Origin of the sequence: Allobrachymonas sp., assembly GCF_041912815.1 — a bacterium.
In the GTDB taxonomy this organism is placed as follows: Bacteria; Pseudomonadota; Gammaproteobacteria; order Burkholderiales; family Burkholderiaceae_C; genus Brachymonas.
The window spans coordinates 80,803-104,503 of record NZ_JAYRLV010000003.1; the positions used below are offsets into that span (position 1 = coordinate 80,803).

Genomic DNA, 23,701 nt, shown 5'->3' on the forward strand with positions numbered 1-23,701 from the left:
AACCGTGAAGGGAATGGCATCAGGGCGCGATGGCCCCGCTGTCGAGGCTGGCCGAGGCGAGGATCTGCAGGCAGAGCTCGTCATAGGGAATGCCGGACACGCGCGCCGACATGGGCACGAGGGAGTGGCTGGTCATGCCGGGTGCGGTGTTGATCTCCAGCAGGAAGGGCTGGCTGTCGCTGCCGCGCACCATCACGTCCACACGGCTCCAGCCCCGGCAGCCCAGCGCCTGGTAGGCCTTGACGGCCATGTCCTGGATGGCCGCCTCCTGCTCGGGCGGCAGATCGCTCGGGCAGAGGTAGCGCACGTCGTCGGTGAAGTACTTCTGCTGGTAGTCGTAGTTGCCGTCGGGGGCAACGATGCGCACCACCGGCAGGGCACGGGCCTGGCTGCCGGTGCCGATCACCGGGCAGGTCAGCTCCTCGCCCACGATGAGGTTCTCGCACAGCACGGCGCCGTCCATGTGGGCGACCTTGGCTGCGGCCTCGTAGGCCTCCTCGGCGGTGTGTACCTTGAACACCCCGATGGACGACCCCTCGTGCGGGGCCTTGACGATCATCGGCAGCCCAAGACGCTCGATGGCCTGGCGCACGAAGGCGCTGCGCTCGGCCTCACCGGCGAGCTGGCGCGAAGGGGACTGCAGGTAGCGGGGCGTGGAGAGCTCCTCGGCGATCCAGATGCGCTTGGACATGATCTTGTCCATGCCCACCGCCGAGGCCATGACGCCGGGGCCGGTGTAGGGGATGCCCAGGAGTTCGAGCGCTCCCTGCACGGTGCCATCCTCGCCATAGCGGCCATGCAGGGCGATGAAGCAGCGCTGGAAGCCTTCGCGGCGCAGGTCGGCAAGGTCTCGCTCGGCCGGATCGAAGGGATGGGCATCGACACCCCGGCTGCGCAGGGCGCCGAGCACGCCCTGCCCGGACATGAGGGAAATGTCACGCTCGGCGGAGCGCCCGCCCATGAGCACGGCGACCTTGCCGAGCGCTGCGGGCTGGATGACGGGAAGGGACACGGTACGTTGCAGAGACATGATCAGGCTGCCTTTTCTTCATTGAGTGCCACGAGACGGGCCGGCACGCTGCCGATGGAACCAGCTCCCATGCAGAGCACCACGTCGCCATCGCGCGCCACGCGGCGGATGGTGTCGGGCATGTCGGCAATGTGCTCGACGAACACCGGCTCGACCTGCCCCGCGACCCGCAGGCCCCGCATGAGCGCCCTGCCGTCGGCGGCCACGATGGGCTCCTCGCCTGCGGCGTAGACATCGGCCAGCAGCACCATGTCGGCCTGCCCGAGCACCTTGAGGAAGTCCTCGAAGCAGTCCCGGGTGCGTGTGTAGCGGTGCGGCTGGAACGCCAGCACGAGGCGGCGCCCCGGGTAGGCTCCGCGCGCGGCGGCAATGGTGGCAGCCATTTCGACCGGGTGATGGCCGTAGTCGTCGATGACGAGGAAGCTGCCCCCGTCGCTGCTGGCCAGCGGGCCGTAGTGCTGGAAGCGGCGCCCCACCCCCTTGAACTCGGCCAGCGCCTTGAGCAGGGCGGCATCGGGAATCGCGAGCGCATGGGCCACGCCGATGGCCGCGAGCGCATTGAGCACGTTGTGCACGCCCGCCAGGTTGAGGCGCACGTCGAGATCGGGGGCATAGGAGGTGCCGTCCTCGTTGCGGCGCAGCACGGTGAAGTGCATCTGGCTGCCCTCGGCACGCACGTTGATGGCGCGGATATGGGCATCGACCGCCATGCCGTAGGTGGTGACGGGGCAGGTCACCTGAGGCACGATCTCGCGCACGGCCGGGCTGTCGATGCACAGCATGGCGCGTCCGTAGAACGGCATGCGGTGCAGGAAGTCGACGAAGGCCTTCTTGAGGTTGGCGAAGCTGTGCCCGTAGGTGTCCATGTGGTCGGCGTCGATGTTGGTGACGACGGCCATGATGGGCGAGAGGTTGAGGAAGGAGGCGTCGGACTCGTCGGCCTCGGCCACGATGTAGTCGCCGCTGCCCAGACGCGCATTGGCGCCCGCACTGTTGAGGCGGCCGCCGATGACGAAGGTGGGGTCGAGCCCGGCTTCGGCCAGCACGCTGGCCACCAGGCTGGTGGTGGTGGTCTTGCCGTGGGTGCCGGCGATGGCGATGCCCTTGCGCAGCCGCATGAGCTCGGCAAGCATGATGGCACGGGGCACCACCGGCACGCGCCGCTCGCGGGCTGCCACGACTTCGGGGTTGTCGGCCTTGACCGCCGTGGAGGTGACCACGGCATCGGCTCCGGCAATGTGCTCGGCCGCATGGCCCACATAGGTGTGGATGCCCAGCGAAGCCAGGCGGCGCGTGGTGGCGTTGTCCGCCAGGTCGGAACCGGAGACGGTGTAGCCGAGGTTGAGCAGCACTTCGGCAATGCCGCTCATGCCCGAGCCCCCGATCCCCACGAAGTGAATGTGCTTGACGGCGTGTTTCATGCAGTGAGCTCCTCGCAGGCAGCCACCACGCAATCGGTGGCATGCAGTTTTTCCATGTTCTTGGCCTTCTGGGCCCGCTCCAGCAGCTGGTCGCGGGTCACGTCTGTCAGAAATCCAGCCAGCCACTCGGGCGTGAGCCGGTCCTGGGGCACCAGCCAGCCCCCGCCCTGATCCACGAGATAGCGGGCGTTGGTGGTCTGGTGGTCATCCACCGCGTGCGGAAACGGCACGAAGACGGCCGCTGCGCCCACGGCAGCAATTTCGGTCACGGTGCTTGCCCCGGCACGGCAGACGATCACGTCGGCCTCGGCATAGGCCTGGGCCGTGTCGTCGATGAAGGGCAGCAGCGCCGCCTCGACGCCGGCGGCCTCATAGGCAGCACGCAGCGCGTCGATCTGCCGGGCGCCGCTCTGGTGCGCCACCAGCGGACGGTGGGCTGCATCGATGCGCGCGAGCGCGAGCGGCACGGTGTCGTTGAGGGCCTTGGCGCCCAGGCTGCCCCCGACCACCAGCAGCTTGAGCGGCCCGGTGCGACCGGCAAAGCGCGCGGCAGGAGCCGGCTGGTGCAGGAACGGCTCGCGCAGGGGGTTGCCCACCCACTGCACCTTGCCCTGCCGCCCTTCGGGGGCGGAAGCCGTGGCCGCAAGCACATCAGGGAACGCTGTGAACACGCGCCGTGCCACCCGCGCCAGCAGGCGGTTGGCCATGCCGGGAACGGAATTCTGCTCGTGCAGCACCACCGGCGTGCCCTGCAGGGCGGCAGCCACGCCGGCCGGCGCCGTGATGTAGCCTCCGAGGCCGATGACCACGTCGGGCCGGACGCGGCGCAGCACGGCACGGCTTGCCGAGATGGCGTGCAGCAGCCGCAGGGGCAGGCGCAGCAGCGTGCCCAGACCCTTGCCCCGCACGCCGCCGAAGGCGACGGTTTCAAAGGCAAATCCGCGCGCGGGCACGAGCCGGCTTTCCATGCTGTCAGGGCCACCGAGCCAGTGCACGGTCCAGCCGCGTGCGCGCAGCGCTTCGGCGACGGCGAGGCCCGGAAAGATATGCCCGCCGGTGCCGCCGGCCATGACCAGCGCCGTGCGCGTCCGGGCGGGGGAAGGTACGGGTGCGTTCACACGGCACCTCCTTTCATGAGGGTGCGGTTTTCATAGTCGATGCGCAGCACCACCGCGAGCGCGATGAGGTTCATGAGCACGGCCGAGCCGCCATAGCTCATGAGCGGCAGCGTCAGTCCCTTGGTGGGCAGCGCGCCGAGGTTCACGCCGATGTTGATGAGGGCCTGGAAGCCCATCCAGAGCCCGACGCCCTGGGCCACCAGTCCGGCGAAGGTGCGGTCGAGCGCGATGGCCTGCCGGCCGATCTCCACGATGCGGCGCGTGAGCCAGAAGAACACCACGATCAGGAACACGATGCCCACGAACCCGAATTCCTCGCCGATCACGGCCATCAGAAAGTCGGTGTGTGCCTCGGGCAGCCAGTGCAGCTTCTCGACGCTGCTGCCCAGGCCGCGCCCGAACAGCTCGCCCCGCCCCACGGCGATGAGGGCGTGCGAGAGCTGGTAGCCCTTGCCCATGGCGTGGTCGAGCGACCAGGGGTCGAGATAGGCAAACACCCGCTCGCGCCGCCAGGGAGAGGTGGCGATCATGAGCGCGAACACCCCCACCAGGATGGCCGCGATCAGGAAGAACATGCGGGCATTGACCCCGCCGAGGAAGAGGATGCCCATGGCCACCACGGCGATCACGAGAAAGGCTCCCATGTCCGGCTCGGCCAGCAGCAGCACGCCCACGATGCCCACGGCGAAGGCCATGGGCGCCACGGCCCGCACGAAGCGCTCCACATCCCCCATGTGCCGCTCGCGCTCCTGCACGTCCATCTTGCGGCGGATGTAGTCGGCCGCATACATCAGGACCGAGAACTTGGCGAGCTCGGAAGGCTGGAAATTCATGATGCCGAGGGCGATCCAGCGCCGTGCGCCGTTCACCCCCTTGCCGATGCCCGGCACCAGCACGGCGACAAGCAGCAGGATCGAAACCAGAAACAGCCAGGGCGCCCACTTCTCCCAGACGCTCATGGGCACCTGGAACGCCAGCAGCGCCGCCACCGTGCCCATGAGCAGCGAGAACATGTGGCGCGACAGGAAGTGCGTGGAGGTGTAGTTGGCAAAGCGCGGGTTGTCCGGCATGGCGATGGAGGCCGAGTAGACCATGACCATTCCCCAGAGCAGCAGGCCCACGATCACCCACAGCAGCGCGGCGTCGATGCCGAGCCGCGACACCGACAGGTGCGTGGTGCGGCTGCGTCCGTAGCCGGCCTCGGGCATGCGCACGGGAATGCCGTCCTGGTCGCGGTGGAGATGACCGAACGGCAGCTCGTGGGGCCAGAGCTGGCGCAGGCGCTCCTTGACGCGCGAACCGAGAGAGGCAGCTTGCCCGGGCACAGCGGTGGTCATGCCACTCCCTCCAGCGGAGTGCCGGCCGCCTCGGCCTGCACCGCCACGGCGGCACGGAAGACTTCGGCGCGCTGGGCGTAGCCCGTGAACATGTCGAAACTCGCACAGGCAGGCGACAGCAGCACGGCGTCGCCGGGCTGGGCCGCTGCTGCGGCCTCGGCCACGGCAGCGGGCATGTCGGCCGCATGCCGCAGCGGCACGCCGCAGTCGCGCAGGGCCGCCTCGATGATCGGCGCATCACGCCCGAGCAGCACCACGGCCCGGCAGGTCCGCCGCACGGCAGGAGCCAGAGGCGAAAAGTCCTGCCCCTTGCCCAGCCCGCCCAGAATCACGACCAGCCGCCGATCGGCACCGAGTCCGCCCAGAGCAGCCAGCGTGGCTCCCACGTTGGTGCCCTTGCTGTCGTCGAAGTACTCGACCTCGCCGATCATGCCGACCGGCTCGACGCGATGGGGCTCCCCCCGGTACTCGCGCAGGCCGAACAGCATGGGGGCGAGCTCTGCCCCCGCCAGAGTGGCCAGTGCCAGGGCCGCGAGCGCGTTGCAGGCGTTGTGCCGTCCCCGGATGCGCAGCGCATCGGCGGGCATGAGGCGCTGCATGCGCAGCTCGACCTCGGCGGACTGCGGGGCACCGGCCCGGCCACGCCGCGGCGTGCCGGCCTCTTCGGCGGCCTCGGCACGCACCAGCCACACCATGCCGTTGACCTCTTCGAGCCCCCAGTCACCCGGGCGCCGTGGCAGATCGGCCCCGAAGCTGCACCAGGCACGCGCGGGCGCGGCCCCCTTGCCGGAAACCGCAGGCACGAGCTGCGGCAGCAGGCCCATGACGAGCGGATCGTCCCGATTGAGCACGGCCGCCCCGGCGTGGCCGAACACATGGGCCTTGGCCTGTGTGTAGGCCTCCATGCTGCCGTGCCAGTCGAGGTGGTCCTGCGTGATGTTGAGAATGGTGGCGGCCGTGGGCTCGAACCAGGTGCAGTCGTTGAGCTGGAAGCTCGACAGTTCCAGCACCCACGCCTGCGGCAGCGCCTGCGCGTCGAGCGCGGCGGCCAGGGTATCGAGCAGGCTGGGACCGATGTTGCCGGCCATGCCCACCGTGAAGCCTGCGCGTTCGAGCAGCTGGCTGGTGAGCGAGGTGACGGTGGTCTTGCCGTTGGTGCCGGTGATGCCGATCACCCGGGGGGCATAGCCCTGCTGCTCGTCGAGCAGGCGCAGGGCCTGGGCGAACAGGTCGAGCTCACCACCCACCCACAGCCCCTGCGCACGGGCAGGATCGACCACGGGGGCAGCGACTGCGGGCGACAGGCCCGGGCTCACGAACACCGCGCGGGCTCCCGTGGAAGCCAGCAGCGCAGCGTCGAAGGCTCCGGCAATGAACTGCACCTCCGGCAGCTCGGCGCGCAGGCGCTCCAGATGGGGCGGTGCCTCGCGGCTGTCGGCCACGGTGACCCGCGCACCCACCCGCGCGCACCAGCGCGCCATGGCAAGGCCCGAGATGCCCAGGCCGAGCACGAGCACCGGTTGTTGATCGAGGGTATGGCCCTGCATGGCGTTCTTCCCTTACCTCAGCTTGAGTGTGGACAGGCCGGCGAGGCACAGCAGCATGGTGATGATCCAGAAGCGGACCACCACCTGCGTCTCACGCCAGCCCTTTTTCTCGAAATGGTGGTGCAGCGGCGCCATCTTGAAGAGCCGCTGCCCCACGCCGTAGCGTTTCTTGGTGTACTTGAAGTAGCCCACCTGCAGCATCACCGAGAGCGCCTCGACGACGAAGATGCCGCCCATGATCCCGAGCACGATCTCCTGCCGCACGATGACTGCGATGGTGCCGAGCGCCCCGCCGAGCGCGAGCGCGCCCACATCGCCCATGAAGACCTGGGCCGGATGGGTGTTGAACCACAGGAAGGCCAGCCCCGCGCCCATCATGGCCGCGCAGAACACCAGCAGCTCGCCCGAGCCCGGGATGTAGGGGAAGAACAGGTAGGTCGAATACAGCTTGCTGCCGGTGACGTAGGCAAAGACGCCAAGCGCCGAGCCCACCATGACCACAGGCATGATGGCGAGCCCGTCGAGCCCGTCGGTGAGGTTGACAGCATTGCTCGCGCCGACGATGACGAAGAAGGTGAGCGCCACGAAGCCCCAGACGCCCAGGGGATAGCTCACCTCCTTGAAGAAGGGCACCATGAGGCCCGCCTTGGGTGGCAGGTCGATGGCGAAGCCCGAACGCACCCAGTCGATCACGAGCTGGAGCACACGCGCGTTGCTGGTCTCGGAAATGCTGAACACCAGGTACAGCGCCGCCGCCAGCCCGATGATCGACTGCCACATGAACTTTTCGCGGGAGGGCATGCCCTCGGGGTCCTTGTGCACGACCTTGCGCCAGTCATCGGCCCAGCCGATGGCCCCGAAGCCGAAGGTGACGACCATCACGATCCACACGAAGCGGTTGCTCCACTCGAACCACAGCAGCGTGGACAGGGCAATCGACAGCAGGATGAGCACCCCGCCCATGGTCGGGGTGCCCGACTTGGAGAGGTGTGTCTCCATGGCGTAGCCGCGCACCGGCTGGCCGATCTTGAGCTCGCGCAGCTTGCGGATCACCCAGGGCCCGGAGAGCAGGCCCATGATCAGCGAGGTCATGGCGGCCATGACGGCGCGGAAGGTGAGGTACTGGAACACCCGCAGAAAACCGAACTGCGGGTAGTGCTCCATGAGCCATTGGGTCAGTGCAGGCAGCATGGGGCATCCTTGTGCTGGGCGGGTTGATCGAAGACGGCGAGCACGCGCTCCATGCGCATGAAGCGGGAGCCCTTGACGAGCACACTCGCGCAGCCGGGCAGCAGTCCACGAAGCGCGTCGAGCAGCACGGACAGTCCTGCCTCGGCATCGTCGCCACAGGCGCGGGCTCCGGGGCAGGCGGCTGCCGCATGGCGCGCCAGGGCGCCGAGCGTGAGCACGTGGTCGATGCCCCGGGTGGCCGCATAGGCGCCGATCTCGGCATGGAAGGCCGGCCCCTGATCGCCCACTTCCCCCATGTCGCCGAGCACGAGCACGCGCGGCCCGGGCAGCTCGGCGAGCACGTCGATGGCGGCGCGCACCGAATCGGGGTTGGCATTGTAGGTGTCGTCCACCACGGTGAGCGCGTGCCCGCCGAAGCGGGCCGCCACCACCCGCGAGCGGCCCTGCACGGCAGCGAAGCCGTCGAGCCCGGCCGCAATCGCGGACAGCGGCACACCGGCAGCCAGCGCACAGGCCGTGGCGGCCAGCGCATTGCGCACGTTGTGGCGTCCCGCCACCTGCAGGCGGAAGTGCAGCAGCCCCTGCGGCGTGGCCGCACGGACCTGCCAGGCCGCGTCCTGCCAGACGGCCTCGACGGCGTGCACATCGGCACCGCTCGCCGCGTCGGCCTCGAAGGTCAGGCTGCGGCGGGCACCCGCCAGTGTCTTCCAGATGCCGGTATAGGGTTCGTCGGCCGGATAGACCGCCACGCCGTCGGCAGGCAGTGCGGCGATCGATTCGCCGTTCTCGCGGGCCACGGCCTCGACCGTGCCCATGAATTCCTGGTGCTCGCGCTGGGCATTGTTGACCAGTGCCACGGTGGGCTGCGCCATGGCGGCAAGCACCGCCATTTCGCCGGGGTGGTTCATGCCCAGCTCCACCACCGCCAGCCGGTGGGACGGACGCAGCCGCAGCAGCGTGAGCGGCACACCGATGTCGTTGTTGAGATTGCCCTGCGTGGCCAGCGCCGCCTCGCCCGCAGCCGCATGCAGGATGCTGGCGATCATCTGGGTGGTGGTGGTCTTGCCGTTGCTGCCGGTGACGGCAATGAGCGGCAGAACGAACTGGCGGCGCCAGCCAGCGGCCAGCTCGCCAAGGGCGCGGCGGCTGTCGGCCACCTCGATGCCCTGCCAGCCCAGCGCAGCCAGGTGGGCACGCTCGCACAGGGCGGCCGTGGCCCCGGCCGCGCGGGCCTGCGCCAGAAAATCATGCGCATCGAAGCGCTCGCCCCGCAGCGCGACGAACAGGTCGCCCGGCTGCAGGGTGCGTGTGTCGGTATGCACCCGGTCGACCGTGACGGCACCATCGCCCACCACGGTGGCGTCGGACAGCCATTGGGCCGCCTGGGCCAGTGTCATATGCATGGGCGTGTTCATGCGACGCCCTCCGCGCGGGCCGCAGCCCGGTTCTGCAGTGCCATGCGCACGTGCTCCTGATCCTTGAACGGGGTGCGTACCCCGTGTATTTCCTGATAATCCTCGTGTCCCTTGCCGGCCACGAGCACCACGTCGGCACGGTCGGCTCCGGCGATGGCGAGGGCAATGGCGCGGGCGCGATCGACCTCGACGCAGGCCTGTGCAGGCGCGGCCAGACCGGCCACCACCTGTGCCACGATGCGCTCGGGGGCCTCGCTGCGCGGGTTGTCGCTGGTAACGACCACACGGTCGGCCTGGCGCTCGGCAGCCTGTGCCATGAGCGGCCGCTTGACCGGATCGCGGTCCCCTCCGCAGCCGAACACGCACCACAGGCGCCCTCCGCGCTGGCGGGCGAGCGGGCGCAGGGCTTCGAGGGCCTTGTCGATCGCATCGGGCGTGTGGGCAAAGTCCACGGCCACGAGCGGCTGCCCGGGCAGGGTGAGACATTCCATGCGGCCCGGCACCGGCAGCAGCCCTTCGCAGGCCCGTGCCGCCTCGGCCAGCGGCACGCCCAGGGCGCGCAGCGTGCCCAGCACCCCGAGCAGATTGGAGACGTTGTACTGTCCGATGGTGGCCGTGGACATGGAGGCGATGCCCCCCCCGGCCTCGGTCACCTCGAACGCCAGCCCGTGGTCGCCATAGCGCACGCCGCTGGCCTGCAGACGCGCCGGAGCCGCACCAGCCGCCGGCGGCAGGCACGACAGGGTCCAGAGATCGAGCGCCCCTCCCTGCAGCTCCTGCGCCAGCAGGGTGCCGTGGGCATCATCGAGATTGACCACCGCAGCCTGCAGGCCGGGCCAGTCGAACAGGGCCCGCTTGGCCTGCCAGTAGGCTTCCATGGTGCCGTGGTAGTCCAGGTGGTCCTGCGTGAAGTTGGTGAACACCGCCACGCGGATCGCCGTGCCGTCGAGCCGGTGCTCGGCAATGCCGATGGAGGAAGCCTCCATCACGCAGGCCCCCAGTTCCTCGTCGACGAAATGGTGCAGCTCGCGCTGCAGCAGCACGGGGTCGGGAGTGGTCATGCCGGTATAGCGCAGCTCGGCCTGCCCACCCACGAAGCGGCCCACGCCCAGGGTGCCCACGAGGCCACAGCCCCGGGCACCATGCGAGAGGGCCTGGGCCAGCCACCAGGCGCTGGTGGTCTTGCCATTGGTACCGGTCACGGCCACCACGTCGAGCCGACGCGAGGGCGTGTCGTAGAACGCGGCAGCGATCGGGCCCGTGGCGGACTTGAGCCCGGCATAGGCCGCCACACGCCCTGCTGCGACATCCGCCGCTGCAGGGCGAGCGAAGTCGAAGGCGTCCATGCCATCGGCCTCGACCAGGCAGGCCGCCGCTCCGTGCTGCAGCGCGGCCAGCACGTGCACGCGCGCATCATGGGCGGCGCCGGGCCAGGCCACGAACAGGTCGCCCGCTTCCAGCCTGCGGCTGTCCGTCTGCAGGCGGCTGCCGTGCGCGCGCAGCCAGGCGGCGGCTTCGGCCGGGGTGCTCAGAAGGGGCAGCATCGGGGTGCTCACAGGGATTCCTCCGGTTCATCGGTGATGACGCCGGGACGCACCGACATGTCGGGCTGCACGCCCAGGATGCGCAGGGTCTGCTGCACCACGTCACTGAACACGGGCGCCGCCGTGAGGCCCCCGTAGATGCTGCTCTTGGGTTCGTCGATCATCACGCCCACCACGATGCGGGGAGCCTCGATCGGAGCGATGCCCACAAAGGAGCCACGGTAACGGCTGGTCGAATAGCGGGTGCCGTCGAGCTTGCGCGCCGTCCCGGTCTTGCCGCCGACCGAATAGCCCACGGTCTGGGCCTGCTGGGCCGTGCCGCCGGGCAGGGTCACGAGGTGCAAGGTGTGCAGGATCTCCCGCGCCACGGCCGGGCTGTAGACACGCACGCCACGCGACTTGTCGACGGGATGGAGGCGGCCGCTGGCGTCGGCCATGTTGTCCTGCACCAGCGTGATGGGCATCATCACGCCGTCATGGGCAAACACGCTGTAGGCACGCGCCATCTGGAACAGGCTGGCGGACAGCCCGTAGCCATAGGCCATGGTGGCCTTCTCGATCGGACGCCAGGCTTTCCAGGGCCGCACGCGGCCCCGTCCGATGCCGGGGAACGGCAGGTCGGGCTTCTGGCCCAGACCCATGTTCATGAAGTTGTCCCACATGTCGTGGGCTTCGAGACGCTCGGAAATCTTGACCGTGCCCACGTTGCTCGACTTCTGCACCACGCCCTCGACGGTCAGGGTGCCGTAGTTGTGGGTGTCGCCGATGGTGGCACCGGCGATGGTCAGACGCCCCGGGCTGGTCTCGATGATGGTGTTGGGGGTGACCTTGCGCTCCTGCAGGGCCAGGGCCACCGTCAGCGGCTTGATGATGGAGCCGGGCTCGTAGGTATCGGTGAGCGCGCGGTTGCGCAGCTGCTCGCCGGTGAGGTCGCGCCGGTCGTTGGGGTCGTAGCTCGGATAGTTGGCGAGCGCCAGGATCTCGCCCGTGCGCACGTCGAGCACCACCACGCTGCCCCCTTTGGCATCCTGCGCCTTGACGGCATCCCGCAGCTTCTGCCAGGCAAAGTACTGGATCTTGCTGTCGATGGTGAGACGGATGTCCCTGCCGTCGACCGGAGGCACCTGCTCGCCCACGCCCTCGATCACGCGCCCCAGGCGGTCGCGGATGACGCGGCGCGATCCGGGCTTGCCGGCAAGCTGCTGGTCGAAGGTGCGCTCGATCCCCTCCTGACCCTTGTCTTCCACGTCGGTGAAGCCCACGATGTGCGAGACCGCCTCGCCCTCGGGGTACTGGCGGCGGTATTCCTTGCGATGGTCGATGCCCTTGATGCCCAGGGCCGCGATCTGCTCGGCCACCCCTTCGTCGACCTGACGCTTCACATACACGAAGTTCTTGGCGCTGCCGAGCCGGGTGCCGAGCTCCTGGTCGCTCATGCCCAGCAGCTGCGCCATGCGGTGCAGCTTGGCGGCATCGCCCTCGCGGTCGATTTCGGACGGAAAGGCGAAGATGCTCTGCGCCGGCACGCTCGACGCCAGGATGAGCCCGTTGCGGTCCAGGATGCGCCCGCGGTTGGCCGGCATCTCGATGGTACGGGCATAGCGCACCTGCCCCTGCCGCAGGAAGAAGGCGTTGTCGAAAATCTGGACATAGGCCGCACGCGCCACCAGCCCGGTGAACCCGAGCGCCAGCCCGGCCACCAGCAGGCGGCTGCGCCATACGGGGGTGCGGCTGGTGAGCAGCGGATTGACCCCCACGGCGTTGTCGCGCACTCCCTTGGCACTGGTGACGCCCTTGAGGCTCTTCTGCAGGGCCTTTTCGTGGCGCTCCTGACGGGTGATCCACTTCATGGCGCCACCCTCCGGCCTGCTGCAGCCACGGGTGCGGAGGCAGTGCCTTCGGTTGCCACCGGCGTGCTGACCTTGACCTCGCCGTCGCGCACGGTCACGTACTGGGTGATGTCGGGCGTGGATTCCCGCATGCCGAGCTGGTCATGGGCGATGCCCTGCACCCGCAGGGCGGCCGTCTGGGCGCGTTTTTCCACCTCCAGGGTATCGCGCTCGGTTTCGAGCTTGCGCGCCGAGGTCTGCGCCTTGTCGAGCGCAGTGTAGAGCGTGCGCGACTCGTAGCGCAGATGCACCAGATAGAACGCGCTGCCGAGCACAGCCGCCAGCAGAAGCAGAACCAGCCGCATCATGCAGGCACCTCGGTGCGGACGGCGCAGCGCAGGATGGCGCTGCGCGAGCGCGGATTGCCCGCCACCTCGTCGGCGGTGGGGCGCACGCGCTGCACGTCTGTGAGGGGCATGGGAGCGGGCGCGGTGGCAAAGGCCGCCGGCAGGCGCCGGTCATACACCTCGCGCGAATGCTGCACCATGAACTGCTTGACGATGCGGTCCTCCAGCGAATGGAAGCTGATGACCACCAGCGTGCCCCCAGGACGCAGGATGCGCAGGGTGTGCTTCAGGGTCTGCTGCAGGTCTTCCAGTTCGGCGTTGATAAAAATCCGAAATGCCTGAAAGGTGCGCGTGGCGGGGTCCTGCCCCGGCTCGCGGGTCCGGACCGCACCAGCCACGAGCTGCGCGAGCTCCGCGGTGGTGGCAAGAGGGCCAAGCTCCTGTCGGCGAGCCACAATCGCCTTTGCAATCTGCCCAGCAAACCGCTCTTCTCCGTAGTCACGAATCACCTCCGCAATCTGGTCCGTTTCCGCACTTTCGAGCCAATCGGCCACGCTCTCGCCACGCGTGGGGTCCATGCGCATGTCGAGGGGCCCGTCGTTGCGGAAGGAAAATCCCCGGGCAGGGTTGTCGATCTGGGGGGAACTCACACCCAGATCGAGCAGCACGCCATCGACGCTGGCTGCGGGCAGCTCGGCCATGGCGGTGAAACTGGCATGCCGGATCGAGAACCGCTCGTCCTCGATCGCGTGGGCGCTGGCGATGGCCTCGGGGTCCTTGTCAAAGGCGATCAGGCGACCGTCGCTGTCGAGCTCCTCCAGGATGGCGCGGCTGTGCCCGCCCCGGCCAAAGGTGCCGTCCACGTAGGTGCCATGGGGGTCGTGCACGAGGGCGTCGACCGCCTCCCGCAGCATGACTGTGGTGTGCTTCCAGCTCACTTCCTCAGACCTTTCAGAACACGAAATCCTGCAAGGCATCCGGCAGCGGCTGCTGACGGGCCTGGGCCTCCTTGGCCGCATACAGTGCCTTGTCCCAGAGCTCGAAGTGGCTGCCGTTGCCCAGAAGCAGGGCTTCGCGCCCCATCATGGCGGCCTCGCGCAGCTCGGGCGACAGCAGGATGCGCCCGGTGGCGCCATCCATGTCGAGTGCCACGGCATTGCCGAGCACGATGCGCTTCTGCCAGGCGGCAGAGGCAGGCCACTGGGCCACCCGCGTGCGGAACTGCACCCATTCGGACTCCGGAAAGAGCAGCAGGCAGTCTTCCTGGAAATGCCGGGTGATGTGCAGCTGGCCCTGGGCAGCATCCATCAGGTCGGCGCGGTACTTGGTAGGTATCGCAATCCGGCCTTTGGCATCCACCGAGAGGGACGAGGCGCCTTCGAACACGCTGGGGTTTCCTGGAAAGACAGTCTGGACGTAAGGGAAAGGGCAGTTTTTACCACCATTCCCCACTTTTCGACACTGTAGCAGGAAACAATCTGCTTCACAAACCGGCGCTTAGATGTTTTTCGAATGAAATCAAGCAGTTAGCATCCATCCTGAAGGCTTGTGAACCCAAAAAACCTTCAAAAATAACAACTTAAATTGTCCTATGGATGTAATGCTTGAGCGTGAACGTCCCGTGCCTGCATGCACTGCAGCACGAATTGATGCAAAAGTGCACACCTGTTCGCCGGCATCCCGGCTCAGGAGAAGGGCCGGAATGCCATCCGGCCCCGGCCTCAGAGGATGAAACGGGAGAGATCCTCGTTCTGGCTGAGCGCGCCCAGACGCTCCTGGACATAGGCGGCGTCGATGGTCAGCGTCTGCCCCTGGCGCTGTGCGGCATCGAAGCTCACCTCGTCGAGCAGGCGCTCCATCACGGTGGCCAGGCGGCGGGCACCGATGTCCTCGGTGCGTTCGTTGACATCGGCGGCGATGCGCGCAAGGCAGGTGATGGCCTCGGGTGCGAACTCCAGCGTCACCCCTTCCGTGGCGAGAAGGGCCTGGTACTGCTTGATGAGCGAGGCCTGGGTCTGGGTGAGAATGGCCTCGAAATCGGCCTCCGACAGGCTCTGCAGCTCCACGCGAATGGGAAAGCGCCCCTGCAGCTCCGGGATCAGGTCGCTCGGCTTGGAGAGGTGAAAGGCCCCCGAAGCGACGAACAGAATGTGGTCGGTGCGGATCATGCCGTGCTTGGTGTGCACCGTGGTGCCCTCGACCAGCGGCAGCAGGTCGCGCTGTACCCCCTGGCGCGAGACGTCGGCCCCGCTGCGCTCGGCGCTGCCGGCCACCTTGTCGATCTCGTCGAGGAAGACGATGCCGTTCTGTTCGGCATTGTCCACGGCCTGGGCACGGATCTCCTCTTCATTGACGAGCTTGGCCGCCTCCTCGTCGACGAGCTGGCGCAGGGCATCGGCGATGCGCACCCGGCGCGTGCGGCGACGCTCCTGCCCCATCGAGCCGAGGATGCCGCGCAGCTGCTCGGTCATCTCCTCCATGCCAGCGGGCCCCATGACCTGCATGGTGGGGGCTGCGTCGGCGAGGTCGATCTCGATCTCCTTGTCATCGAGCTGGCCTTCGCGCAGCTTCTTGCGGAAAGCCTGGCGGGTGGCGCTGTCCCCGGACAGAGTGGCGATCGGTTCGCCCGAGGCGGAACGGGCCGGCGGCAGGAGAGCATCGAGAATGCGCTCTTCGGCGGCGTCCTCGGCCCGCACACGCATGCGGCGCATGGCCGCCTCGCGGGTCTGCTTGACCGAGACTTCGACCAGATCGCGGATGATGGAGTCGACATCCTTGCCCACATAGCCGACCTCGGTGAATTTGGTGGCCTCGACCTTGATGAAGGGCGCATCGGCCAGCCGGGCCAGGCGACGGGCAATCTCGGTCTTGCCGACACCGGTCGGGCCGATCATGAGAATGTTCTTGGGCGTGATCTCGGCGCGCAGGCTGGCGTCGACCTGCTGGCGCCGCCAGCGGTTGCGCAGGGCGATGGCCACGGCACGCTTGGCTGCGTTCTGGCCCACGATGTGGCGGTCGAGTTCGGAAACGATTTCCTGGGGAGTCATGGACGACATGGCATACGGGCGCCACGGGGCGCAGAAAAGAATCGGAAAAGCGTCCGCCCGCCTCCCCTGCCCCCGCGCCAAAGTGCGCAGATCAGGCAGGAACCGGGCGGCGGGGACTCAGAGCACCTCGATGGTGTGGTGCATGTTGGTGTAGATGCACAGCTCGCCCGCGATGGCGAGCGACTTGCGCACCACTTCCTCGGCGGACAGATCGGTATGGTCGAGCAGCGCCTTGGCGGCAGACTGGGCATAGGCGCCGCCCGACCCGATGGCCACGATGCCGTGTTCGGGTTCGAGCACATCGCCATTGCCGGTGATGATGTAGGACGAGGTGCGGTCGGCCACGGCGAGCATGGCTTCGAGCTTGCGCAGCACGCGATCGGTGCGCCATTCCTTGGTCAGCTCCACGGCGGCGCGTGCCAGATTGCCCTGGTACTTGTCGAGCTTGGCCTCGAAGCGCTCGAAGAGCGTGAAGGCATCGGCCGTGGCGCCGGCAAACCCGGCCAGCACCTGCCCATGATGCAGCTTGCGCACCTTGCGGGCCGTGCCCTTGACGACGATGTGGCCCAGGGTGACCTGGCCGTCCCCACCGATGGCGACCTGCACGCCTTCGGGCGTCTGGCGCCGGACACTCAGAATGGTGGTTCCGTGAAATTGTTCCATGCGGCTCGGGCGCGGCAGCGGCTGCCGCGCACTGAAAAAGAAGACAGTTCCGGCAGATGAGGGCAGCTGCAGCCATTGCAAGACAGGATGTCTCACCCGCAAGACACGCCGACACTGCGCCCCACCCCCGGGGCAGCGTCGCGCGACAGGCCGCTCGCCTCCTTCGGTCGCTTCAGTCGCGCCGCAGTTCCACCTGCGCCTGGCCGGTGATGCCCATGATGCGCCAGAACACGGCCACGAGCCGCTGCACCTGGATGAAGCGGATCGCCCCGTCTTCGGGCTTGCGCACAAGCAGCCAGGCGAGGAGTTCGGCTGCAGCCGCATAGTCCATGCGCTCCAGGGCGCTGCAGTCGATGGTGCAGCCCTGAGAGCCGACGGATTCCTGCAGAACCTGCAGCAGGGGCTGGATGCTGCCGGTAAAGGCTCCCTTCCACTCGAACGGGTGGGCCAGCTGACCCTTGCTCACCCCCTGGGGCGGCAGGCTGCTCGCGGGAGAGACGGTGAGGGCCGACGCGGCACCCGCCATCTGCCAGTCGATGGCATCCGCATCGACATAGGTGCAGCGGGCAGGCGTCCACGAAGGCGGGGATTCCTCCAGGGCGATGCAGTAGTCGAGCGCCTGGGCATCGAAGGCTTCCTGCGCGCCGGTGATGCGGAGCAGCTCCAGACGCAGCATCCAGCTCAGGCTCTGGGTGGTGCGGTCTGCTGCGGCGCAGCCCTGCTCCAGGTGCTGCACCAGCTGCGGCAGTCCCCACATCACCAGCCGCATGCGGCGCCCTGCAAGCTCGCGCAGCACCACCAGCAGCACTGGCAGGGCCATGGGTGTCAGGGCCTGCAGCCCGCGCCAGTCGATCAGGGCATCGGCGTCGGCTGCCAGCACCTGCTGCAGGGACAGCAGGTCGGGCACATCGATGGTGGCCGGTGCCTTCCAGCAGGCGTGCCCGGAGAGCTCCTGGGCAATGCGGGTCACGCCCATGAAGGACGTGGTGCCGCCGATCTGGCTCAGCCACGGATCGTCACCGGCATACTGGGGCGCGGAGCGGCCGAAGCGCTGCACCAGCTCCAGACAGGTGGCATCGAACTTTTCCTCCTGAGCGGTGGCGCGGTAGAGGTCGAGAAGCGCGAGCAGGGCGTCGGGCTCCTCGTCGGCAATGGCACTGGTTCCGCCCTGCCCCTGCGGCAGTTGCGCCACCAGATCGCGCAGGCGGGTTTCCGCTGCCCCATCCTGCCCCTGCGAGAAGAGGATGGCAGGCTCGTTGAGGGTGTCGCTGAGGGCATCGACCCGCGTGATGGCACGGGGCTCGCCGCCGGCGAGGTCTTCGAGCGGAAGGGCCTGCAGGGCTTCGTCGAAGCGGCTGTCGGAGGCCACTTCGTCCATGCGGCTGTCGCCCACGGGAACGAGCGCATCGATGAGAGGGACCCCGAGGTCCATCGAGGGGATGCTCTGGATCAGGCCAGGCTGGGTATCGGGGGCCAGTTCCGAATCGATCGAGGCGCCGCTGCCTTCCGGGTTGCTGGTGCCCTGGATGGAATGGAAGGCATCGGGCGCGGCCGGCTTGCGCGCGAAAGTGGCCGGCTGGCTGCCCTCCGGCATGTCCACGGTCTCGAAGGGCACCACCGACTCATCCCCCAGCGCCAGATCGGGCAGGAGGTCGACCTTGTCCTTGATCATGATCTGGGTCTTGAGGGTGCTGTCGGGCGGTGGTACGGAGAGGGGACCGTTCTTGTTCCACCACTGGTCGGTCATCTGCTGTTCGATGCTGTTGATCTGGCTCACATCGAAGTTGCTGCTCTCGGGCGTGTCCGTCATGAGGGCACTGGCTGCCCCGCTGGACGAGGGGCGCAGCAGCAGCGTGCTGTTGAGGTCGGCTCCCGGCTGGGCCGCCTCGGTCCCGCCGGAACGCAGCTGCCGCAGGGCATCGAATTCGCGCTCGCGCACCTTGCGGTTGTAGCGGCGCCGCTGGCGGTGAAGCTGGGCCAGCTCCTCGGCGGTGATTTCCTCGGCGCCGGCTGTGGCTCCGGCCGCATCGGCGGCCGGGAGGGTATCGAGTGCCTTCCAGTCCGTCGTGGGGTTGGCCACGAAGCGGGCGAGCTTGTTGAAGAAGGGAAGCTTTTCTGCGGGCTGCGACATGGGTGTATCAGGATCGGTGTGGACATCCCCCCGCCCGCGAACGGCGGCGCAGCGGGGAATCAGTCTCCAAACATTTTCTGCTTGAGTTCGCGGCGCTGCTGGGCTTCGAGCGACAGGGTGGCCGTGGGGCGCGCCAGCAGGCGACCGATGCCGATGGGCTCGCCCGTCTCGGTGCAGTAGCCGTAGTCGCCCGAATCGATCTGTGCGATGGACTGGTCGATCTTCTTGAGCAGCTTGCGCTCGCGGTCACGGGTGCGCAGTTCGAGAGCGTGCTCTTCCTCGATGGTGGCACGGTCGGCCGGGTCGGGCACGACCACGGCATCCTGACGCAGGTGCTCGGCGGTGGCGCCGGCGTTGTTCAGGATGTCGGCACGCAGCTGCTGCAGGCGGTGGCGGAAGAACGCGAGCTGCACATCGTTCATGTACTCGGACTCGGGCATGGCCAGCACTTCGGCATCGGAGAGCTCCTGGGGCGGCTTCTTCTTCCAGTTGTTGGCCAGTTTGGTGTCTTTCTTGGGAGTAGTCGCGGCGGTCATGTCGGTCTGGGTCGTATCAAGGAAAAAAGGATGCACGCGCACACGGCGCAGCGGCGGTTTCCATGCCCCGGACAGGCGGGCACGATCCTGGAACGAACATGCGGGCAGATGACGGATTCCCCTGGCTGCTCTCTGTCCCCGAAAAGGAGGATGGGAAAGGCACGAAGGAATCTGCAGGGCTCCCCTGAAAGTCCGGACGCCATGGACCGCCATCTGGACGGTTCACGATCGACGCGAAGTTCTCAATTTACCCTCGTTCGCTCTCGGGAAGCGCACGGATTGTAGGTGTTTTGTCGCAGAAAAGGGAATTTTTTACGCTTGCCCCCGCTGCCGCACCACCCCGGTCAAGGGAGCAGTGCGCGGCAGGGCGGGCAGCCGCTTCAGGAAACGGGGCCACGCGCGCCGCGTCTTGTCAGACGCAGCACTGGTCGAGGCCCTGTTCCAGAATTTCGCGCGGAAGGTCGACGCCGATGAACACCATCTTGCTGGAGCGCGGCTCGTCCTTGCCCCACTCGGGGCCCAGGTCGCTGCCCATGAGCTGGTGCACGCCCTGGAAGATCACCTTGCGGCTGGTGCCCTTCATGTCGAGCACGCCCTTGTAGCGGTACATCTTGGGGCCGTAGATCTGGACGATGGCTCCGAGGAAGTCTTCGAGCTTGACGGGATCGAAGGGGCGCGTGGCACGGTAGACGAAGCTCTTGACGTCGTCGTCGAAATGGTGGTGATGGGCGTGCCCATGGCCATGGTGGTTGCAGGCTTCGCCCTCGGCATGGTGATGATCGCAGTCGGCTGCGTGCGACGCGTGGTCGTGCGCCTCGTGGTCATGGCCGCAGCACGCGCCGTGGTCGTGGTCATGACCATGGTCGTGCCCGCAGCAGCTGTCATGGGCATGGTCGTGCGCGTGGTCATGGGGCTCTTCCTCGGCGAGGAAGTCGGGGTCGAGGTCCAGCGTGGAATTGAGGTTGAAGCCGCGCAGGTCGAGCACATCGCCCAGAGGGACCTGGCCGAAATGCACGATCTTCTGGGTGGCGCGGGGGTTCATGGCGTGCAGGCGTTCCTGCAGGGCACGCAGGTCGTCCTTGCTCACGAGGTCGGCCTTGCTGATGAAGATCTGGTCGGCGAACCCGACCTGCCGCTGCGCTTCGAGGCGCTCGTCGAGCTGCTGCATGGCGTGCTTGGCATCGACGAGGGTGATGATGGAGTCGAGCAGGTAGTTCTCGGCGATCTCGTCGTCCATGAAGAAGGTCTGGGCCACCGGGCCGGGGTCGGCGACGCCGGTGGTTTCGATGATGACGCGGTCGAACTTGACCATGTCCTTGCGGCGCTTGGCAGCCAGGAGCTGCAGGGTGTTGCGCAAGTCCTCGCGGATGGTGCAGCACACGCAGCCGTTGCTCATCTGGATGATCTGCTCGTTGGTGTCGGAGACGAGGATGTCGTTGTCGATGTTCTCGGCGCCGAACTCGTTCTCGATGACGGCGATTTTCTGACCATGGGCCTCGGTGAGCACGCGCTTGAGCAGTGTGGTCTTGCCGGCGCCCAGGAAGCCGGTAACGATGGTGGCGGGAATGAGTGCCATGGAAATGGAGTCCTGAAAAAAAGCTGCGATGCCCGGCGCCTGGATGCACGCACGGATGCGCACCGCCCGATGCGGGAGACTGCCGGGTACATGGGGGCGCGTGCCGGTTTTTCCAGCACGGGCGGGCGCCCGCTCTTGCGGGGGGCAGCCGGCCGGAACGGGTCAGGAACCGGATTTCTTGCCGTGAGCCCGGGGATGCGCCGCATCGTACACCTTGGCCAGATGCTGGAAATCGAGCCGGGTGTAAATCTGGGTGGTGCCGATGTGGGCATGGCCGAGCAGCTCCTGCACGGCACGCAGGTCGCCGCTGGACTGAAGCAGGTGGCTGGCGAAGCTGTGGCGCAGCATGTGCGGGTGCACGGGGGCATCGAGCCCGGCGGCACGGCTGCGGGCCTGGAGGCGCTGCCACACCGACTGGGGGGTCAGCCGGGTGCCCCGGCGCCCGATGAGCAGGGCGGGCGTGGCGCGGGCCACGGGCAGCAGGGCCCGCGCGTCGAGCCACGGCTTCAGGGCTTCGAGCTCCTGGTGGCCGAGCGGCACGGTGCGCCACTTGCCGCCCTTGCCGAGCACGTGCACCTCGGCGGCGTCGAGATCGCACCAGCCACGGGCCTCCGGGCCGGGGTGGATGTCGAGTCCGACGAGCTCGCTCACCCGCAGGCCGCTGCCGTAAAGGAGCTCGACCAGGCAGCGGTCGCGCAGCTCCAGCCAGGCGGCATCGGGGTGGCGGGGATCGGGAGTGGCGTTGCCGCGATGGTCGGCAAGCCGCATGGCGTCGTCGACGGACAGGGCCTTGGGCAGGGGCTTGCCGGCGCGGGGAGCACGCACGTCCTGCACGGGGTTGTGGGCAATGAGACGTTCCTGCACCAGCCAGCGGTAGAAGCCGCGCCAGCCCGAGAGGATGCGGGCCAGTCCGCGCGGGCTGTAGCCGGCGCTGCGCAGCGTGGCCAGCCAGCGGCGCACGTGGGCCGTCTGCACGGCATCCAGCGGGAGGCCCGCCCCGGCTGCCTGGGCCTGCAGGCGCGCGAGGTCTTCACCGTAGAGGGTGACGGTGCGCGCCGCCAGCCGCTTGCCCGAGCGCACATGCTCCAGATAGCGCAGCACCAGAGGGTCGGGCGCTGGCGCCGCGGGGGCAGGAGCGGCTGCAGAATCGGTCATGCCGGGGTGTGGGGAACAGGATCGGCCAGGGAATCGCGAAGGACGGGCGGCTCGATCATCAGGCGCGAGAGTGCGGCGCTGGCCAGCTCCCCGATGCGTTCGAGGAAGTCGGTGGCCATGTCGTCCTGATAGCGCTGCGAATCGGGCGAAGCCAGCACCAGAAGGCCGAAGGCAGGCGCCGTGGACTTGCCGGCCGGACGCAGCGGAATGAGGGCCAGCGAGGCCGCCTGGGTGGGTTCCGGCAGCCACTTGACGGCTTCCACGCCCACATGCATGCCGCAGTAGGGCGAGGTGAGAGACGAGGCAAAGCTGCGCGAATCGCCGCTCACGCCCTGGGTGAAGGGCAGGCCGGCATAGGGGCTGGCCACGTTCCAGACGCGCAGGGCTGCCTGCGGCACGCGGAAGTCGTCGATCATGGCCGCACAGATGGCTTCGGGCAGGGCAGCGGGGTCGTGTTCGAGCAGGAGCTGGACCGTCCAGTTGAGCAGGCGGTTGGTGGTGATGCTGTTGTCGCTGCCGTGGCGGATCATGTCCACAAGGCGGTGTTCGAGCACCTTGATCTTCTCGCGCAGCATCTCGGCCTGTCGTTCCTGCAGGTTGACCACCCGGCGGCCGTGGGAGCTGCCGAGCTGCACGGCAGCGAGCAGCTCGGCGTTGCGCTCGAAGAAGCCCGGGTTCTGGATGAGGTATTCGGCAATGTCGCGCTCGGTCAGGGGCGCCAGTTCATGAGGTTGCATGGAGTCGGGGAAGACAGTGGAGGAAGCCTGTCGGCGCCGCACACCGGGCGGCCGACGGGCTGGATTCAGGCAGCAGGAATGCCGGGGAGCTGCGGCGGGTGCTTCGGCAGGTCGATCTCGCCGTGGAACACGGTGGTGGCCGGGCCCGTCATGCGCACCGGCGTACCGGCGCCCTGCCATGCGATGTACAGGGTGCCGCCGAGGGCATCGACCTGCACGCGGGAGGCAAGCAGGCCTTCGCGGATGCCGGCCACCACGGCGGCACAGGCCCCCGTGCCGCAGGCCAGTGTCTCGCCCGAGCCACGTTCGTAGACGCGCAGCCGGATATGGCCGCGATCGAGGATCTGCATGAAGCCCGCGTTGACGCTTGCGGGAAAGGCCGGCAGCGCCTGGATGGCGGCGCCCAGCCGATGCACGGGGGCGGCCATCACGTCCGGCACCACGAGCACGGCATGGGGGTTGCCCATGGACACCAGCGCCACCTCGACCGGGGCGCCGGCCTGGGCTTCGGCATCGGCCAGAGGCAGACGCCACAGCGTGGCCTCGCCCTGCTGCCGGCTGGGCAGGGTGCCCGGCTCGAAGGGCAGCGCGGGCAGGTCGAACACGGGCGCGCCCATATCCACGGTGACCTCGCCATCGGGCAGGGCATGCAGCACGATGGTGCCGCGGCGCACCTGCACGGTGATGGTGTCCCTGTCGGTGAGGCCCTGCTCGCGCACGAAGCGCACAAAGCAGCGCGCGCCGTTGCCGCAGTGCTCGACCTCGCCGCCGTCCGCGTTGTGGATGACGTAGGCAAAATCGGCGCCCTCCCCGACGGGGGGACGCACGGACAGGATCTGGTCCGCGCCGACACCGAAGCGCCGATCGGCCAGGAAACGGTAATGCTCGGGCTGCAGGCCAAGCGGGGCGCGGGTCTCGTCCAGCACCACGAAGTCGTTGCCTGCCCCCTGCATCTTGGTAAAGGGTATGCGCATGGGGGCATTATGACAAAATGACCCCGCCCGGGCAGGCCCGCCATGCCCCCTGCCCCCGGTGCAATCCGGCATGGCCCGGTTGCCCGACGTGCTGGCGCCCGCT

General features: G+C 68.2%; 20 protein-coding genes. All 20 read right to left on the bottom strand.

Annotated elements, in window-relative coordinates; genetic code table 11:
• Positions 1-19: 19 nt before the first annotated feature.
• Positions 20-1,030, bottom strand: a complete 1,011-nt coding sequence (locus ACE3P9_RS04235) for a D-alanine--D-alanine ligase (protein WP_374492020.1) — start codon at positions 1,028-1,030, stop codon at positions 20-22.
• Positions 1,031-1,032: 2 nt separating this feature from the next.
• The gene (gene murC, locus ACE3P9_RS04240; RefSeq protein WP_374492021.1) at positions 1,033-2,451 is read right to left on the bottom strand and encodes a UDP-N-acetylmuramate--L-alanine ligase; all 1,419 of its coding nucleotides are present in this window, start codon (positions 2,449-2,451) and stop codon (positions 1,033-1,035) included.
• Positions 2,448-3,521 (bottom strand): undecaprenyldiphospho-muramoylpentapeptide beta-N-acetylglucosaminyltransferase, encoded by a 1,074-nt coding sequence (gene murG, locus ACE3P9_RS04245; protein ID WP_374492145.1) that lies wholly within the window; start codon positions 3,519-3,521, stop codon positions 2,448-2,450. The genes murC and murG overlap by 4 nt, the downstream gene beginning before the upstream one ends.
• Before the next feature lie 44 nt (positions 3,522-3,565).
• Entirely contained in the window at positions 3,566-4,906 is a 1,341-nt protein-coding gene (gene ftsW, locus ACE3P9_RS04250) for a putative lipid II flippase FtsW (protein ID WP_374492022.1), read from the bottom strand.
• Positions 4,903-6,453, bottom strand: a complete 1,551-nt coding sequence (gene murD / locus ACE3P9_RS04255; RefSeq protein WP_374492023.1) for a Mur ligase family protein — start codon at positions 6,451-6,453, stop codon at positions 4,903-4,905. The genes ftsW and murD overlap by 4 nt, the downstream gene beginning before the upstream one ends.
• Positions 6,454-6,465: 12 nt before the next feature.
• On the bottom strand, positions 6,466-7,644 hold the full coding sequence (gene mraY / locus ACE3P9_RS04260; protein WP_374492024.1) for a phospho-N-acetylmuramoyl-pentapeptide-transferase: 1,179 nt from the start codon (positions 7,642-7,644) through the stop codon (positions 6,466-6,468).
• Positions 7,629-9,047 (bottom strand): UDP-N-acetylmuramoyl-tripeptide--D-alanyl-D-alanine ligase, encoded by a 1,419-nt coding sequence (gene murF / locus ACE3P9_RS04265; protein WP_374492025.1) that lies wholly within the window; start codon positions 9,045-9,047, stop codon positions 7,629-7,631. The genes mraY and murF overlap by 16 nt, the downstream gene beginning before the upstream one ends.
• An 8-nt stretch (positions 9,048-9,055) precedes the next feature.
• Positions 9,056-10,603, bottom strand: coding sequence for a UDP-N-acetylmuramoyl-L-alanyl-D-glutamate--2,6-diaminopimelate ligase (locus tag ACE3P9_RS04270; RefSeq protein ID WP_374492026.1), 1,548 nt, complete (start codon positions 10,601-10,603; stop codon positions 9,056-9,058).
• Positions 10,604-10,611: 8 nt separating this feature from the next.
• On the bottom strand, positions 10,612-12,453 hold the full coding sequence (locus ACE3P9_RS04275; protein WP_374492027.1) for a peptidoglycan D,D-transpeptidase FtsI family protein: 1,842 nt from the start codon (positions 12,451-12,453) through the stop codon (positions 10,612-10,614).
• Complete coding sequence (gene ftsL / locus ACE3P9_RS04280) at positions 12,450-12,800, bottom strand: cell division protein FtsL (RefSeq protein ID WP_374492028.1); 351 nt, start codon at positions 12,798-12,800, stop codon at positions 12,450-12,452. The genes ACE3P9_RS04275 and ftsL overlap by 4 nt, the downstream gene beginning before the upstream one ends.
• The gene (gene rsmH / locus ACE3P9_RS04285; RefSeq protein WP_374492029.1) at positions 12,797-13,717 is read right to left on the bottom strand and encodes a 16S rRNA (cytosine(1402)-N(4))-methyltransferase RsmH; all 921 of its coding nucleotides are present in this window, start codon (positions 13,715-13,717) and stop codon (positions 12,797-12,799) included. Before rsmH ends, ftsL begins: the two co-directional genes overlap by 4 nt.
• Before the next feature lie 13 nt (positions 13,718-13,730).
• Positions 13,731-14,165, bottom strand: coding sequence for a division/cell wall cluster transcriptional repressor MraZ (locus ACE3P9_RS04290; RefSeq protein ID WP_374492030.1), 435 nt, complete (start codon positions 14,163-14,165; stop codon positions 13,731-13,733).
• Between the two features lie 335 nt (positions 14,166-14,500).
• A complete protein-coding gene (gene hslU / locus ACE3P9_RS04295; RefSeq protein WP_374492031.1) occupies positions 14,501-15,835 on the bottom strand; it encodes an ATP-dependent protease ATPase subunit HslU in 1,335 nt (444 codons plus the stop codon).
• Positions 15,836-15,943: 108 nt separating this feature from the next.
• Positions 15,944-16,489: an ATP-dependent protease subunit HslV gene (gene hslV / locus ACE3P9_RS04300; protein ID WP_374492032.1), complete on the bottom strand. Its 546-nt coding sequence runs from the start codon at positions 16,487-16,489 to the stop codon at positions 15,944-15,946.
• Positions 16,490-16,661: 172 nt separating this feature from the next.
• The gene (locus ACE3P9_RS04305; RefSeq protein ID WP_374492033.1) at positions 16,662-18,620 is read right to left on the bottom strand and encodes a hypothetical protein; all 1,959 of its coding nucleotides are present in this window, start codon (positions 18,618-18,620) and stop codon (positions 16,662-16,664) included.
• 59 nt (positions 18,621-18,679) lie between these two features.
• A complete protein-coding gene (gene dksA / locus ACE3P9_RS04310) occupies positions 18,680-19,156 on the bottom strand; it encodes an RNA polymerase-binding protein DksA (RefSeq protein WP_374492034.1) in 477 nt (158 codons plus the stop codon).
• Positions 19,157-19,568: 412 nt separating this feature from the next.
• A complete protein-coding gene (locus tag ACE3P9_RS04315; protein ID WP_374492035.1) occupies positions 19,569-20,732 on the bottom strand; it encodes a GTP-binding protein in 1,164 nt (387 codons plus the stop codon).
• A gap of 162 nt (positions 20,733-20,894) precedes the next feature.
• A complete protein-coding gene (locus tag ACE3P9_RS04320; protein ID WP_374492036.1) occupies positions 20,895-21,887 on the bottom strand; it encodes a tyrosine recombinase XerC in 993 nt (330 codons plus the stop codon).
• A complete protein-coding gene (locus ACE3P9_RS04325; RefSeq protein ID WP_374492037.1) occupies positions 21,884-22,624 on the bottom strand; it encodes a DUF484 family protein in 741 nt (246 codons plus the stop codon). Before ACE3P9_RS04325 ends, ACE3P9_RS04320 begins: the two co-directional genes overlap by 4 nt.
• A 65-nt stretch (positions 22,625-22,689) precedes the next feature.
• Positions 22,690-23,598, bottom strand: coding sequence for a diaminopimelate epimerase (gene dapF / locus ACE3P9_RS04330; protein WP_374492038.1), 909 nt, complete (start codon positions 23,596-23,598; stop codon positions 22,690-22,692).
• Positions 23,599-23,701: the final 103 nt, after the last annotated feature.